Below are 15,953 nucleotides of genomic sequence, written 5' to 3'. Positions count from 1 at the left end.
GCTTCACAGTCGTTGCCGCGCTGCGGCATGGCCGGGTCAGCGATAGCCGGCGGCCTGCAGCTCGAACAGTTCCGCGTAGCGGCCGCCCTGCGCCATCAGTTCGCCGTGGGTGCCGCTGGCCTCGATCATGCCGCCCTCCAGCACCAGGATGCGGTCGGCCATGCGCACGCTGGAGAACCGGTGCGAGATCAGCACCGCGGTGCGTCGCTCCGACAGTTCCTTGAAGCGCTTGAACACCTCGAACTCGCTGCGTGCGTCGAGCGCGGCGGTCGGCTCGTCGAGGATCATCACCTGGGCGTCTCGCATGTAGGCGCGGGCGATGGCGATCTTCTGCCATTGCCCGCCGGACAGGTCGACGCCGGTGCGGAAGCGGCGGCCGATCAGCTGCGCGTAGCCCTGCGGCAGCGCCTCGATCACCTCGTCGGCCATCGCCCGACGCGCGGCATCGCGGATGCGGGCGGCGTCGTCCATGGCGTCGATGCGGCCAACGCCGATGTTCTCGGCGGCGGTGAGGTGATAGCGCACGAAGTCCTGGAAGATCACGCCGATGTTGGCGCGCAGCTCGTCGAGGTCGTACGCGCGCAGGTCGTGGCCGTCGAGCAGGATCCGGCCCTCGTCGGGGTCGTACAGCCGCGCCAGCAGCTTGACCAGCGTGGTCTTGCCGGCGCCGTTCTCGCCGACCAGCGCCAGCACCTCGCCGGCGCGCAGCTCGAAGTCGAGGTGGCGCACCGCCCAGCGCTCGGCGTCGGGATAGCGGAAGCCGACGTTCTCGAACACGAAGCCCTGCGCGACCGGCTGCGGGAACGGGAGCGGATGCTCCGGCGACCGGATCTCCGGCTCGATCGCGAAGAACGAGAACAGGTCCTCCAGGTACAGCGCCTGCCCGGCGACCTGCGAGAAGCCGATCAGCAGCCCTTCCAGCAGCTGCCGCAGGCGCCGGAAGCTGCCGGCGAGGAAGGTCAGGTCGCCGATGCTGAAATCGCCGCGCACCGTGCGCCAGGCGATGTAGGCGTAGGCGACGTAGTAGCCGAGCGTGCCCAGCGTCGCCAGCAGCGTGCCCCACAAGGCGCGCCGTCGCGCCAGCGCGCGATTGGCGCGGTAGAAGCCGTCGGCCAGGGCGCGGTAGCGGCCGATCAGAAACCGGTGCAGGTCGAAGATCTTGACCTCTTTCGCCGTCTCCACGCTGGCGCCGGTCTGGCGCACGTATTCCAGCTGCCGCCGCTCCGGCGTCCACTGGAAATTCAGCGAATAGTTCATCGCGTTGAAGTGCGCCTCGCCGACGAAGGCCGGGATCAGCGCCACCGCCAGCAGCAGGATCAGCCATGGCGCGTACACCAGCAGGCCGATGGCGAAGCTGGCCACGGTGATCGCGTCCTGCAGCTGGCCGAACAGCTGGCCCATCAGGTTCATCCGGCCCATGGTCTGGCGGCGGGCGCGGTCGAGCTTGTCCTGCAGCTCGGGATCCTCGAAATCCTCCAGGTCCAGCGTCGCCGCATGCTCCATCAGGCGCACGCTGGTGGCGTTGGTGAACAACTCCGACAGCAGCGCATCGGCGTAGCTCACCAGGCGCCCGAGCAGGTCGGAGACGATCGCCAGGCCGAACTCGAGCGCCAGCAGCCACAGCAGGTGGTCCAGCTGGCCGCTACGCCAGGCGGCCTCCATCGACTCGAACGCCAGCCCGAGCCCGACCAGGCGCACCGCCTCGTCGATGATCAGCTTGCCGACGTAGAGCATCAGGATCGGCAGGAAAGCCCGTACCAGGCGCAGGCCCAGGCTGGTCAGGGTCAGCGCCGGGCTGGTGGCCCAGATCTGCCGCAGGAACGGCGGCAGGTTGCGCATCGCGTGGAAGCGCTCGCGCAGGCTGGGGTTGGGGCGCTTGGCGGGTGCGGCAGCGGGCGGTGGAGAACTGGGCATCGACGGATTGTGCCTGCTGGCAGGCGCGACAACCCCACGTAGAGCGGAGCTCGCTCCGCTGCGTCTGCCTGATACCCATAGAGCCGAGCTTGCTCGGCTGCGTGGACGCCGAAGCCCAGGAGCAGCGGAGCTAGTTCCGCTCTACGGGCGGGCGAACCGATGCCGGCCCGCGCCCGCGGCTTACGTGGGCCGGCGGTGGGCCGGTATACTCGCCGATGGCCGCGGCACTTCGCCGCGGTTCCTATTAATGATTCAGTCGGTTAAACGACGCTTCTAATCCTTTTTCTCATATGCGCCGCCGCGGACTGCCGTGGCCCGCCGAGGCATCCCACCGCCGCATGCGCCTGTCCACGATCAAGCTCTCCGGATTCAAGTCCTTCGTCGATCCCACCACGCTGCACCTGCCGACCAACATGACCGGCGTGGTCGGCCCGAACGGCTGCGGCAAGTCCAACATCATCGACGCGGTGCGCTGGGTGATGGGCGAGAGCACCGCCAGCCGGCTGCGCGGCGACTCGTTGACCGACGTGATCTTCTCCGGCTCCTCGGCGCGCAAGCCGGTGTCGCAGGCGACGGTCGAGCTGATCTTCGACAACTCCGACCACACCATCAGCGGCGAGTACGCGGCGTTCAACGAGATCTCGGTCAAGCGCACGGTCAGCCGCGACGGCCAGAGCACCTACTACCTCAACGGCACCCGCTGCCGCCGCCGCGACATCACCGACCTGTTCCTCGGCACTGGCCTGGGCCCGCGCAGCTACTCGATCATCGAGCAGGGCATGATCAGCCAGATCATCGACGCCCGGCCCGAGGACCTGCGCATCTACCTGGAGGAGGCCGCCGGCATCTCCAAGTACAAGGAGCGGCGCAAGGAGACCGAGACCCGCATCCGCCACACCCGCGAGAACCTCGACCGCCTCAACGACCTGCGCGAAGAGGTCGGCAAGCAGCTCGAGCACCTGCGGCGCCAGGCGCGGCAGGCCGAGCAGTACACCGCGATCCAGGCCGAGCGCAAGGTCCGCGATGCCGAGTGGAAGGCGCTGGAGTACCGCGGCGTCGACGCGCAGCTGCAGGCGCTGCGCGAGGGCCTGTCGCAGGAGGAGACCCGGCTGCAGCAGCTGATCGCCGAGCAGCGTGAGGCCGAGCGCGAGATCGAGACCGGCCGGGTGCGCCAGCAGGAGGCCGGCGAGGCCCTGAACAAGGCGCAGGCCGGCGTCTACGAGGTCGGCGGTACCCTGGCGCGCATCGAGCAGCAGATCGCGCACCAGCGCGACCTCGGCGAGCGCCTGCGCAGGGCGCACGAGGAGGCGCAGAGCGCGCTGTCGGAGATCGGCGAGCACATCAGCGGCGACCAGGCGCGCCTGGAATCGCTGCAGGCGGCGATCGTCGAGGACGAGCCGCGGCTGGAACAGCTGCGCGCCGAGGACGAGGCGCGGCAGGAGGCCTTGCGCGACGCCGAAGCCGCGCTGGCCGACTGGCAGCAGCGCTGGGACGCGCACAGCCGCGAGAGCGCCGAGGCGGCGCGCGCCGCCGATGTCGAGCGCACCCGCGTCGACTATCTCGACCGGCAGTCGCTGGAGGCGGATCGTCGCCGCGAGCAGCTGACCGCCGAGCGCGCCGGCCTCGACCTGGACGCGCTGGCGGCGGCGTTCGAGGGCGTGCAGGCACAGCACGACGAGCAGAAGGCCGGGCTGGAGACCCTCGCCGAGGGCCTGGAAGCGCGCAAGCAGGCGGCGCTGGCGCTGCAGGACGAGCAACGCAGCGCGCAGAACGAGATCTCCGAAGTCCGCAAGCGCGCCCAGGAGGCGCGCGGGCGGTTGTCCTCGCTGGAGGCGCTGCAGCACGCCGCGCTCGGCCAGGAGCAGGGCGCCGCGGTCGAATGGCTGCGCCGCCAGGGCCTGGATTCGGCCGCGCGCGTGGGCGAGCGGCTGCAGGTCGAATCCGGCTGGGAGAATGCGGTCGAGGGCGCGCTCGGCCAGCTGATCGAGGGCGTGCTGGTCGACGAGCCGCAGGAGCTGGTGGCGGCGCTCGGCGATCTCGGCGAGGGCCGGCTGGCGCTGGTGTCGGCGCAGGCGGGCGAAGCCGCGTTCGCGCCGACTTCGCTGGCGGCGAAGGTGCAGGGGCCGCTGGCGATCCGCCGTTTGCTGGCACGGCTGCACGTTGCCGAGTCGCTGGAGGAAGCGCGCGCGTTGCAGCCGCGGCTGGACGATGGCGATTCGGTCATCACCCGCAGCGGCGAGCGCCTCGGCGCCGGCTGGGTGCGGGTGCTGCGCTCGGGCGCGGCCAAGCAGGGCGCGCTGCTGCGCGAGCGCGAGATCCAGGCGCTGCGCGCCGAGATCGCGACCCTGCAGGAACGCGAGGCCGAGCTGGAGGAGGCGACGACCACGCGCCGCGACCGCCTGTTGGCGGCCGAGCAGCAGCGCGAGGACGCGCAGCGCGCCCTGTACATGGCGCACCGCGGCGTGTCGGAGCTCGCCGGGCAGCTGCAGAGCCAGCAGGGCCGACTGGAGTCGGCCCGCAACCGCATCGAGAAGATCAACGCCGAGCTCGCGCAACTGCACGAGACCATCGACGGCAGCGGCCAGCAGGCGCGCGAATCGCGCACGCGGCTGGAGGACGCCGTCACCGCCATGGCGGAGCTGGAGAACACGCGCCAGGCGCTGGAGGCCGAGCGTCGCCGCCTGGCCGAGGCCCGCGACGCCGCGCGCGACGCCGCGCGTGCGTCGCGCGATGCCGCGCACGCGCTGGCGCTGACCCTGGAGTCGCAGCGTACCCAGGCCGCGGCGCTGACCCAGGCGCTGGAGCGCATGGGCGGGCAGCGCGGCCAGCTCGACAGCCGGCTCGAACAGATCAACGCCCAGCTCGCCGAGGGCGACGCCCCGGTGCACGGGCTCGAGGCCGAACGCCAGGCCGCGCTGGAGCAGCGCGTGCTGGCCGACAACGCGCTCAACGCGGCGCGCGCGGCGCTGGAAGGCGTGGAGAACGAACTGCGCGGTTTCGAGCAGATCCGGCAGCAGCGCGACGAGCAGGCGTTGGTGCAGCGCGAGGCGATCTCGCAACGCCGGCTAGACCAGCAGGCGCTGGTGATCCATACCGAACAGCTCGCCGCCGCAGTGGCCGAGGGCGGTTTCGTGCTCGAGGACGTGCTGAACGGCCTGCCGGCCGATGCCGATGTCGCGGACTGGGAAAAGACCGTCACCGACTTCGACGCCAAGTTGCGGCGGCTGGAGCCGGTCAACCTGGCCGCGATCCAGGAGCATGCCGAGGCCGCCGAGCGCAAGGAATACCTGGACCGCCAGGACGCCGACCTGACCGCCGCGCTGGACACCCTGGAGGACGCGATCCGCAAGATCGATCGCGAGACCCGCGGCCGCTTCAAGGACACCTTCGACCGGGTCAACTCCGGCGTGCAGGAGCTCTATCCGCGCCTGTTCGGCGGCGGCCACGCCTATCTCGAGCTCACCGGCGAGGACCTGCTCGACACCGGCGTGACGATCATGGCGCGCCCGCCCGGCAAGCGCGTGTCCAGCATCTCGCTGCTGTCCGGCGGCGAGAAAGCGATGACCGCGGTGGCGCTGGTGTTCGCGATCTTCCGCCTCAACCCGGCGCCGTTCTGCCTGCTCGACGAGGTCGACGCGCCGCTGGACGAGGCCAACGTCGGCCGCTTCACCACGATGGTGCTGGAGATGAGCGAGCAGGTGCAGTTCCTGTTCGTCACCCACAACAAGGCGACCATGGAGGCCGCACAGCAGCTGTCGGGCGTTACCATGCGCGAGCCCGGTGTCAGCCGCCTGGTATCGGTCGACCTGGCCGAGGCGGCGCGGCTGGCGGGGGCCGCTTGAGCCGTGCCGGCCGCACTTTCGGACATGCGGTGACCGGCCGCCCATCCACCGCGAGGAGAGGACGATGTCGGACGACTGGCTGATACGGATCGGGATCCTGGTGGCGGGCGTGTTCCTGCTGGCCGCCATCTGGTACTTCGGCACCCGTCCGCGGCAGAACTCGCAGGGGCGCCGACTGAAGACCGAGTCGCGCGGCGAGCGCACCGAGCCGACCCTGGGCGCGCAGATCGAGGAGGAGCTGGCGGGATCCGCGGAGCCCGGCGACGACGAGGCCGTGCAGGCCGAGATGGAGCTGTTCGACGACGCGGTCGGCGACGCCGCCACCCCGAATGCCGATCTCGGCCGCCGGGTGAGCGAGGATTTCGACAAGATCGTGACCCTGTACATCGCCGCGCGTGCCGGCCAGGTGCTGCGCGGCCCGGACATCGTGGTCGCGGCGGAAAAGGCCGGGCTGACCTACGGCCACATGAACGTGTTCCACCGGCTGGTGGAAGGGCACCCCGAGCGCGGCCCGATCTTCAGCGTCGCCAACATCCGCAAGCCGGGCAGCTTCGAGATGTCGGAGATCCAGTCGCTGGAAACGCCGGCGATCGCGTTCTTCCTGACACTGCCGGCGCCGGTCAGCGCGCTCGACGCCTGGGACGCGATGCAGCCGATCGCGCAGCGCATGGCCGAGCTGCTAGACGGCGTGCTGCTGGACGAACAGCGCAACGCGCTCGGCCGCCAGCGCATCGCCCACCTGCGCGACGAACTGCGCGCCTACGACCGCCAGCACGAAGCCCCGCCGATCACCCGCAGCCCGCGCTGGTAGCGCGCCGCGCCAAGCAGCTCTGTCCGTCGCGACGAGGCATCACCGTCGCCACGGGGCGGCGCGAACGAATAGCCACTTCGGCAGTTGGTCCTCTCGACGAACGCCTTCGGTTGACTGCGCGGCGCGTGAGCCGCGCCGGGGGGATTGCTCCGCCCGCGCCATGCAGTCCCATCCGACGGGAGGATCTATCCACCGTCGCCACGGAGCAGCGGCATGAATAGCCGCTCTGAATAGCCGCTCTCGGCAGTTGGTCCTTTCGAAGGGCGGCTTCGATTGGCGGCGCGGGGCGGGAGCCGCGCCGGGGTATTGCTTCGCCCTTCGGTCCGGCCATCCATGGCCGGACTCAGGGCCGCTGCACATCCATGTGCAGCTCTCCGCAACACCCCGGCACGGCTCCCGTTGATGCGTTGGCGGGCTTCGGAGGAACGGGCTATCGAACATCCGAAAGTGAGTTGCCGACGCGGTGCCCGGACCGGGGGAAGCGGACGGCAAGCCATGGATGACTTGCGGCGGTGAATCGGGCCATGGATGGCCCGACTGGGCCGGGGAGCATTCCCCGGGCCGGTCCCCGCCCGGTTGTCGCCGGCTTCGGACGGAGAAGTCGAAACCGGTACCCACCGTAGGAGCGCGCCATGCGCGCGATGCCGCGGGCATGGCGCCGCCCGCAAATTCCGGTGACCGGCGCGCGCCTGCCGGTCAGGAATCGCGGCATCCACCGGATCCTGCCGGCACCCGCGGTATCGCGCGCATGGCGCGCTCCTACGGATGGATGGATCGGAACGGTTCTGATCGCGGCTCATCCCGGAGCCGGGATTCATGCGGCCTGGCCCGCGCGGGGGCGGTTAGAATTCGCCGATGCCCAGCAAGCCCGCCGCCCGCGCCGCCGAACTGCGCCGCCTGATCGACGACGCCAACTACCGCTACCACGTGCTCGACGAGCCGCGCATTCCGGACGCCGAGTACGACGCGTTGATGCGCGAACTCGAGGCGCTGGAGGCCGAACATCCGGAACTGGCCAGCGACGACTCGCCGACCCGCCGCGTCGGCGCCGCGCCGTCGTCGAAGTTCGCCGAGGTCAGGCATGCGGTGCCGATGCTGTCGCTGGGCAACGCCTTCGAGGCGCAGGAGGTGCGCGATTTCGTGCGGCGCATCGCCGAGCGCCTGGACCGCGACGAGCCGGTGTTCTCGGCCGAGCCCAAGCTCGACGGCCTGGCGATCAGCCTGCGCTACGAGGACGGCGCATTCGTGCAGGGCGCGACCCGCGGCGACGGCGCCACCGGCGAGGACGTCACCGCCAATCTGCGCACCGTGCGCGCCATCCCGCTGAAGCTGCGCGGCAAGGGCTGGCCGAAGGTGCTCGAGGTGCGCGGCGAGGTCTACATGCCGCGCGCCGACTTCGAGGCCTACAACGCCCGCGCCCGCGAGGGCGGCGGCAAGGTGCTGGCCAATCCGCGCAACGGCGCCGCCGGCTCGTTGCGCCAGCTCGACCCGCGCATCACCGCGCAGCGCCCGCTCAGCTTCTTCGCCTACGGCGCCGGCGTGGTGGACGGCGAAGCGCTGCCCGATACCCACTCGCAGGTGCTGGAGCAGCTGCGCCGGTGGGGATTTCCGGTCAGCACGCTGGCCGAAGTGGTGCGCGGCGCCGATGGGCTGCTGGACTACTACCATCGGGTCGGCGAACGCCGCGATGCGCTGCCGTTCGACATCGACGGCGTGGTCTACAAGTTGGACGACGCCCGCGGCCAGCGCGAGATGGGCTTCGTCTCGCGCGCGCCGCGCTGGGCGCTGGCGCACAAGTACCCGGCGCAGGAACAGTCGACCGTGGTCGAGGCGATCGACGTGCAGATCGGCCGCACCGGCGCGGTCACGCCGGTCGCGCGCCTGCGCGAAGTGCAGGTGGCCGGGGTCAACGTCACCAACGCCACCCTGCACAACGCCGACCAGATCGCGCGCCTGGACGTGCGCGTCGGCGACACCGTCATCGTGCGCCGCGCCGGCGACGTGATCCCGGAGGTGCTGAGCGTGATCCCGGAGCATCGCCCGCCCTCGGCGCAGCCGTGGACGATGCCCGCCACCTGTCCGGAATGCGGCTCCGAGATCGTGCGCGAGGAGGGTGGGGTGGTCTGGCGCTGCTCCGGCGAGCTCAGCTGCCCGGCGCAGCGCAAGGAGGCGATCCGTCATTTCGCCTCGCGCCGGGCGATGGACATCGACGGCCTGGGCGAGCGCTACATCGAGGACCTGTCGGACTTCGGCTACCTGGCGTCAGTGGCCGACCTCTACCGCCTCACGCTCGACGACCTGCTGGAGATGAAGCGGCGCTCCGACGAGCGCAGTGGCACCACGCCGGAGACGGTGAAGGCCGGCAAGGTGGCGACCAAGTGGGCCGAGAACCTGATCGCCGCGATCGACCGCAGCCGTGACACCACGCTGGCGCGGTTCCTGTTCGCGCTCGGCATTCAGCACGTCGGCGAGAGCACCGCCAAGGCGCTGGCGGCGTGGTTCGGGGATCTGAAACTCATCCGGCACACGCCGTGGCCGCTGTTCAAGCGCGTGCCCGACATCGGCGGCGAAGTCGCACGCGCCCTCGGGCATTTTCTCGACCAGCCCGGCAACCAGCGGGTGATCGACGAACTGCTCGCGCGCGGCGTACGCATCGGCGATACGCATCCGCCTTCGCCGAAGCTGCGCGACGGGCTCGACCTGGCGACGCTGCTGGTCGACCTCGAGATCCCGAAGATCACCCCGGTGCGCGCCGCGCAGCTCGCGTCCGGATTCGCGTCGGCTGCCGCGCTGCGCAAGGCGGCGGCGCACAACCACGTGGCGGCGGGGTTGCCCGCCGAGGCGGCCGATTCGCTGGCGACGTGGTTCGCCGACGACGCCAATGCGGCGCTGTTCCTGGCATCCGCGAAGGCACAGCAGACGCTGGCGAAGCGATTGCCGGAGCGCGCCTCCGCGGTGGCCGGCCCGCTCGACGGGCAGACCGTCGTGCTCACCGGCACGCTGGAGTCGATGACCCGCGACGAGGCGAAGGAACGGCTGGAAGCGCTCGGCGCCAAGGCCGCCGGCAGCGTGTCGAAGAAGACCAGCTTCGTCGTCGCCGGCGAGTCGGCCGGCTCCAAGCTGGCGAAGGCCGAGGAGCTCGACATCGAGGTCTGGGACGAGGCGCGGCTGGTGGCGTTCCTGGAAGCGCACGCGTGACATTAAGGAGCGTGGCGTGAACGACTGGCGCCCCTCGGCGACGCCCGGAGCCCTACGCCTGCGCGCCCGCCTCAATGCCGCGATCCGCGCGTTCTTCGCCGCACGCGACGTACTCGAAGTGGAGACGCCGATCCTGTCGCAGGCCGGCAACAGCGAGCCGAACATCGCCACGTTTGCGCTCGATTTCAGCGGCCATGTCGATGCCGGTTCGCGCCGGCGCTGGCTGCGCACCTCGCCGGAGTATCCGCTCAAGCGCCTGCTGGCGGCGGGGATCGGCGACTGCTACGAGCTCGGCCGCGTGTTCCGCGACGGCGAGGCCGGTGGCCGCCACAATCCCGAGTTCACCATGATCGAGTGGTACCGCGTCGGCTGGGACCATCTGCGGCTGATCGACGAGGCGGTGGCGCTGGTGCAGGCGGCGCTCGCGCTCGCGGAACGACAGGCGGCGGTCGAACGCACGAGCTATCGCGCGTTGTACCGCACGCGCCTGGGCATCGATCCGATGCGGGCCGACGAGCGCGAGCTGCGTGCCGCGCTCGGTGGGGTGGAGGTCGACCCCGCCGGACTGCGGCGCGACGACTGGCTCGATCTGCTGATGACGCACCGGATTCAGCCGCAGCTGCCGACGGACGCGATCCTCGTCGTGCACGACTATCCCGCCTCGCAGTGCATGCTGGCGCGGGTGCGCGAGGACGACGGCGATGCCGATCCGGCGCCGGTTGCCGAGCGTTTCGAGCTGTACCTGGGGCCGCTGGAACTGGCCAACGGCTATCACGAGCTCGTCGATGCGGGCGAACAGCGGCGCAGGTTCGAACACGAACTGGCAGCGCGCGCGGCACGCGGATTGCCACAGCCCGCCCTCGATGCGCGGATGCTCGCTGCACTGCAGCACGGACTGCCGGACTGCGCGGGCGTGGCGCTCGGTGTCGATCGGCTGTTGATGGCGTTGCTGGGCACCGGCCGCATTGCCGAGACGCTGTCGTTCGAGTTCTCACGCGCCTGAACGGCAACGGCCGCGCATGCCGGCGTGCGCGGCCCGTGCATGTTTCCGTTCACGAACACCGATTAGATTACATTCGGGACATCGGACAGGAGGAGGCGCCATGAACAGCACCTTGCGGATTGCGACACTCGCATTGGCATTCGGTGGCACCGGCTGCATGGCCTACGGCGGTGGCTATGGATACCCGGGTAACGGTCAGGGCCCCGGCTACGGGCACGGTCCCGGCTACGGGCAGGGTGGCGCGCTGCGCTGCGAGTCGCGCGACAATCGTCGCCAGTATTGCCCGGCGGATACCCGCGGCGGCGTCCGCATCGGCCGCCAGCTGTCGTCGGCGCAGTGCATCCAGGGCAGCAGCTGGGGTTACGACGGACGCGGCGTCTGGGTGTCACAGGGGTGCCGTGCGGAGTTCGTCACCGGGGCGGGTGGATCGCGCCCAGGGCGCCCCGGACGTCCTGGGCACGGGTCGGACGCGGACGGCGGCCAGATCGTGCGTTGCGAGTCCGAGAACGACCGCCACCGCCGCTGCAACGCCGCGGTCGGCCGCGACGTGCAACTGGTGCGCCAGCTGTCCAGCACCCGCTGTGTGCAGCGCCAGAACTGGGGCTGGGACCGCGGCGGCATCTGGGTCGATGGCGGTTGTCGCGCCGAGTTCCTAGTGCGCTGACAGCCTATGGTGCAGCGGCTGAGGGCATTGCTTTCCCGCAGCGGCATCCGGGCTTCCCGACAGAAACGCGGCGGTGACCTGTACCGAGAGCGTCGACCAACGTCTTTGGGTTGACCAGCGCTTCGCGCTGTTGAAAGGCGCTTCCGCCTTCGCGGGAACGAGGGTGTGGACGCGCGCGCCGGCGTCATTCCGCCGCCGTCATCCCGCGCAGGCGGGGATCCATGGACGTTGGCACCGGCACGGGTCGAAATCCCCGATGGCGCGCTCCACACACCTATCCGCACCATGTCGACAAGCTCTAAACTTTCACGATGACCGATCCCATCGACTACGCCCGCTACGACCGCATTCGCCCGATCCGCTGGAACGGCGAGTCACTGGAACTGCTCGATCAGCGCAAGTTGCCGTTCGCCGAGGAGTACGTGCGTTGCGACGACAGCGACGCGGTCGCGATCGCGATCCGCGAACTGGTGGTGCGTGGCGCGCCGGCGATCGGCATCGCCGCTGCCTGGGGTGTGGTGCTGGCGGCCCGCGCCGTCGATGCGACGGACGGCACATCGGCCGCGACGGTCCTGGAACCGGCGCTGCAGCGGCTCAATGCCGCCCGGCCCACCGCGGTCAACCTGGCCTGGGCATTGGCGCGCATGCGCGCGGCGCTGCTGATCGCCGGCGACGACTGGCGTTCCGCGCTGGCGCGTGAAGCGCAGGCGATCGAGACCGAGGATCTGGCCGCCAACCGCCGCATGGGCGAACTCGGCGCCGCGCTGATCGCGCCGGGTTCGGGCGTGCTGACCCATTGCAACACCGGCTCGCTGGCGACCGCAGGGTTCGGCACCGCGCTGGGGGTGATTCGCGCCGGCGTCGCCCAGGGCCGGATCGGCAAGGTGTTCGCCGACGAGACCCGCCCGTGGATGCAGGGCTCGCGCCTGACCGTATGGGAACTGCAGCAGGACGGCATCGATGCCACCCTGATCGCCGATTCCGCCGCCTCGCACCTGCTGAAGAACGGCGAGGTCGAGTGGGTGGTGGTCGGCGCCGACCGCATCTGCGCCAACGGCGATGTCGCCAACAAGATCGGCACCTATCAATTGGCGATCTCGGCGCGCTTCCACGGCAAGAAGGTGATGGTGGTGGCGCCGTCGTCGACCGTCGACATGGCCACGCCGTCCGGCGATGCGATCGAGATCGAGGAGCGCGATCCGGGCGAACTGCTCGGCATGAACGGAAGCCGCACGGTGGCCGAGGGCGTGCATGCCTGGAACCCGGTGTTCGACGTGACGCCGGCGGCACTGATCGACGCGATCGTGACGGAGAAGGGCGTCGTCGAGCATCCGGGCGCCGATTCGATGCGGGCGCTGTTCGGCGGGTGAGGGCTTTTGCCGCGGATCGACGCGGATGCGCGCGGATAAGGCGGATGACGCGGATAAGACCGAAATCAGCCGGTCCGGAATGTGCCCACACCGTCATCCCGGCGCAGGCCGGGATCCATCTTGAAGTTGCCTCGAAAGCAAAATGGATCCCGGCCTGCGCCGGGATGACGACGAAGGCGCCTTGGCGTCGGCTGGTTCAAGCATCACCGCATCCAGCCTTATCCGTCGTATCCGCGTTGATCCGCGTCTAAGCCCTTGTTTTCCAGACAAAAAAAGCTCGCTTGAACGGGCTCGCCGTGGTATGATTTCACGTCTTTTCAACGCGTTGCCGATGGGCCGCGCGGAATGCCGTCCGGAACCGCCGGGCAGGCGCCCGCGAACGGTCCGAGCAGCCAGGATGCAAGCACCCTAGATGGTCGATTCCGCCAGAGAAATCATCCCCGTCAATCTCGAAGACGAAATGCGCCGCAGCTATCTCGATTACGCCATGAGCGTGATCGTGGGGCGCGCGCTCCCGGACGTGCGCGACGGCCTCAAACCGGTCCACCGCCGCGTGCTGTACGCGATGAACGAGCTCGGCGCGCACAGCAACAAGCCGTACTACAAGTCGGCGCGTATCGTCGGTGACGTCATCGGTAAGTACCACCCGCACGGCGACTCGGCGGTCTACGACACCCTGGTGCGCATGGCGCAGCCGTTCTCGCTGCGCTACATGCTGATCGATGGGCAGGGCAACTTCGGTTCGGTCGACGGCGACTCCGCCGCGGCGATGCGCTACACCGAGGCGCGCATGTCGCGCCTGGCGCAGGAGCTGATGGCCGACATCGACAAGGAGACGGTCGATTTCAAGCCCAACTACGACGAGAAGGAACTGGAGCCGTCGGTGCTGCCGGCGCGCGTGCCCAACCTGCTGGTCAACGGCTCGGCCGGCATCGCCGTGGGCATGGCGACCAACGTTCCGCCGCACAACCTGTCGGAGGTGGTCGACGCCACCATCGCCCTGATCGACGATCCCGAGATCGACATCGACGGGCTGATGGAACACATCCCCGGTCCGGATTTTCCCACCGCCGGCATCATCAACGGCGTCGGCGGCATCCACCTGGCGTACCGCACCGGCCGCGGCCGCGTGCGCATGCGCGCGCGCGCCGAGATCGAGGTGACAGACAACGGCCGCGAGGCGATCGCCGTCACCGAGATCCCGTACCAGGTCAACAAGGCACGGCTGATCGAGAAGATCGCCGAGCTGGTGAAAGAGAAGAAGATCGAGGGCATCAGCGAGCTGCGCGACGAGTCCGACAAGGACGGCATGCGCATCTACATCGAGATCCGCCGCGGCGAATCGGCCGAGGTGGTGCTCAACAACCTTTATCAGCAGACCCAGCTGGAGTCGGTATTCGGCATCAACATGGTGGCGCTGGTCGACGGCCGGCCGCAGCTGCTCAACCTCAAGCAGATCCTCGAGGCATTCGTGCGCCACCGCCGCGAGGTGGTCACGCGCAGGACGATCTTCGAGCTGCGCAAGGCGCGCAACCGCGCCCATATCCTCGAAGGCCTGACCGTCGCGCTGGCCAACATCGACGAGATGATCGAGCTGATCAAGACCTCGGAGAATCCGCAGGTCGCCAAGGAGCGGATGCTGGGCCGCACCTGGCCGCCGGGCCTGGTCGGTGCGCTGCTGGAGGCGACCGGCGCCGAGGCCTCGCGCCCGGAGGACCTGCCGGACGGGGTGGGCCTGGTCGACGGCCCCGCTTCCACAGGCGTGTACCAGCTCACCGACGTCCAGGCGCAGCAGATCCTGGAGATGCGCCTGCATCGCCTCACCGGCCTGGAACAGGAGAAGCTGACCGAGGAGTACCGCCAGCTGCTCGACGCGATCCGCGGCCTGATCGAGATCCTCGAGGATCCGGACGTGCTGCTGGAGGTGATCCGCACCGAGCTGCGCAACCTCAAGGAGGAGTTCGGTGACGCGCGTCGCAGCGAGATCCGCGCCAGCGAGGAGGACCTCGACATCCTCGACCTGATCGCGCCCGAGGACGTGGTGGTGACGCTGTCGCACTCCGGCTACGCCAAGCGCCAGCCGGTGACCGCCTACCGCGCGCAGAAGCGCGGCGGCCGCGGCCGCTCGGCCGCGGTGGCGAAGGAAGAGGACTTCATCGACCGCCTGTGGCTGGTCAACACCCACGACACCCTGCTGACCTTCACCAGCGCCGGGCGCGTGTTCTGGCTGCCGGTGCACCAGCTGCCCGACGCCGGCCCCAACGCGCGCGGCCGGCCGATCATCAACTGGATCGCGCTGGAGGAGGGCGAGCAGGTGCAGGCGGTGGTACCGGTGCGCGAGTATGCCGGGGACCGGTTCGTGTTCTTCGCCACCCGCCGCGGCACGGTGAAGAAGACCCCGCTGGCCGAGTTCGCCTATCGCCTGCAGCGCGGCAAGATCGCGATCCGCCTCGACGAGGGCGACGCACTGGTGGACGTGGCGCTGACCGACGGCGATCGCGACATCATGCTGTTCGCCTCCAACGGCAAGGCCGTGCGCTTCGACGAGGGCGCGGTGCGCTCGATGGGCCGCACCGCGGCCGGCGTGCGCGGCATCCGCCTGGGCGAGGGCGAGTCGGTGGTCAGCCTGATCGTGGTCGACGGCGACGGCGACGTCCTCACCGCCAGTGCCCGTGGCTACGGCAAGCGCACCCCGGTCGCCGAGTACCCGAAGAAGGGTCGCGGCACCCAGGGCGTGCTGGCGATCAAGACCAGCGAGCGCAACGGTCCACTGGTCGGCGCGATCCAGCTCAGCGACCACCACGAGGTGCTGCTGATCTCGGATGGCGGCACCCTGGTGCGCACGCGCGCCTCGGAGATCTCGCAGGTCGGCCGCAACACCCAGGGCGTGACCCTGATGCGGCTGGCTGCCGACGAGAACCTGCAGGCGGTGGAGCGGGTCGACGCTTCGCTGGACGTGGATGCGGAGACAGTCGCACCGCAACCGCCCGACGAGGCCGAGCAGCGCCCGGACGCCTGATGCATCGCTGATGCGCACCCGCCGGCGACGCGCGTCCGCATCGCCGGCGGGTCTATACTCGACCCCACTCCAGGGAAAGAGTGCGCGCACGATGAGCAAGCATGCCGTCGGACCGGTCTGCCGCCGGGCCGT

General features: G+C 70.0%; 8 protein-coding genes. 7 read left to right on the top strand and 1 reads right to left on the bottom strand.

Annotation, left to right across the window (positions count from 1 at the left end):
- Positions 1-36: 36 nt before the first annotated feature.
- Positions 37-1,914, bottom strand: a complete 1,878-nt coding sequence (locus tag FXO19_RS03355; RefSeq protein ID WP_149193616.1) for an ABC transporter ATP-binding protein — start codon at positions 1,912-1,914, stop codon at positions 37-39.
- Between the two features lie 338 nt (positions 1,915-2,252).
- Between FXO19_RS03355 and smc the strand changes: the two genes are divergently transcribed.
- The 7 genes from smc to gyrA all read left to right on the top strand — a co-directional run bounded on the left by smc (position 2,253) and on the right by gyrA (position 15,821).
- Entirely contained in the window at positions 2,253-5,756 is a 3,504-nt protein-coding gene (smc, locus tag FXO19_RS03350; RefSeq protein ID WP_149193615.1) for a chromosome segregation protein SMC, read from the top strand.
- A 64-nt stretch (positions 5,757-5,820) separates the two neighbouring features.
- The gene (gene zipA, locus FXO19_RS03345; protein ID WP_149193614.1) at positions 5,821-6,567 is read left to right on the top strand and encodes a cell division protein ZipA; all 747 of its coding nucleotides are present in this window, start codon (positions 5,821-5,823) and stop codon (positions 6,565-6,567) included.
- An 855-nt stretch (positions 6,568-7,422) separates the two neighbouring features.
- The gene (gene ligA / locus FXO19_RS03340) at positions 7,423-9,765 is read left to right on the top strand and encodes an NAD-dependent DNA ligase LigA (RefSeq protein ID WP_149193613.1); all 2,343 of its coding nucleotides are present in this window, start codon (positions 7,423-7,425) and stop codon (positions 9,763-9,765) included.
- A gap of 16 nt (positions 9,766-9,781) precedes the next feature.
- Positions 9,782-10,768 (top strand): EF-P lysine aminoacylase EpmA, encoded by a 987-nt coding sequence (gene epmA / locus FXO19_RS03335; protein WP_149193612.1) that lies wholly within the window; start codon positions 9,782-9,784, stop codon positions 10,766-10,768.
- Between the two features lie 100 nt (positions 10,769-10,868).
- The gene (locus FXO19_RS03330) at positions 10,869-11,432 is read left to right on the top strand and encodes a DUF3011 domain-containing protein (protein WP_187775604.1); all 564 of its coding nucleotides are present in this window, start codon (positions 10,869-10,871) and stop codon (positions 11,430-11,432) included.
- Positions 11,433-11,743: 311 nt separating this feature from the next.
- Positions 11,744-12,802 (top strand): S-methyl-5-thioribose-1-phosphate isomerase, encoded by a 1,059-nt coding sequence (gene mtnA / locus FXO19_RS03325; RefSeq protein ID WP_149193610.1) that lies wholly within the window; start codon positions 11,744-11,746, stop codon positions 12,800-12,802.
- Positions 12,803-13,214: 412 nt separating this feature from the next.
- Positions 13,215-15,821: a DNA gyrase subunit A gene (gene gyrA / locus FXO19_RS03320; protein WP_149193609.1), complete on the top strand. Its 2,607-nt coding sequence runs from the start codon at positions 13,215-13,217 to the stop codon at positions 15,819-15,821.
- Positions 15,822-15,953 lie beyond the last annotated feature (132 nt).

The organism is Luteimonas suaedae (assembly GCF_008312895.1).
Taxonomy (GTDB): Bacteria; Pseudomonadota; Gammaproteobacteria; order Xanthomonadales; family Xanthomonadaceae; genus Luteimonas; species Luteimonas suaedae.
This window is presented reverse-complemented; position numbering and strand designations above follow the sequence as displayed.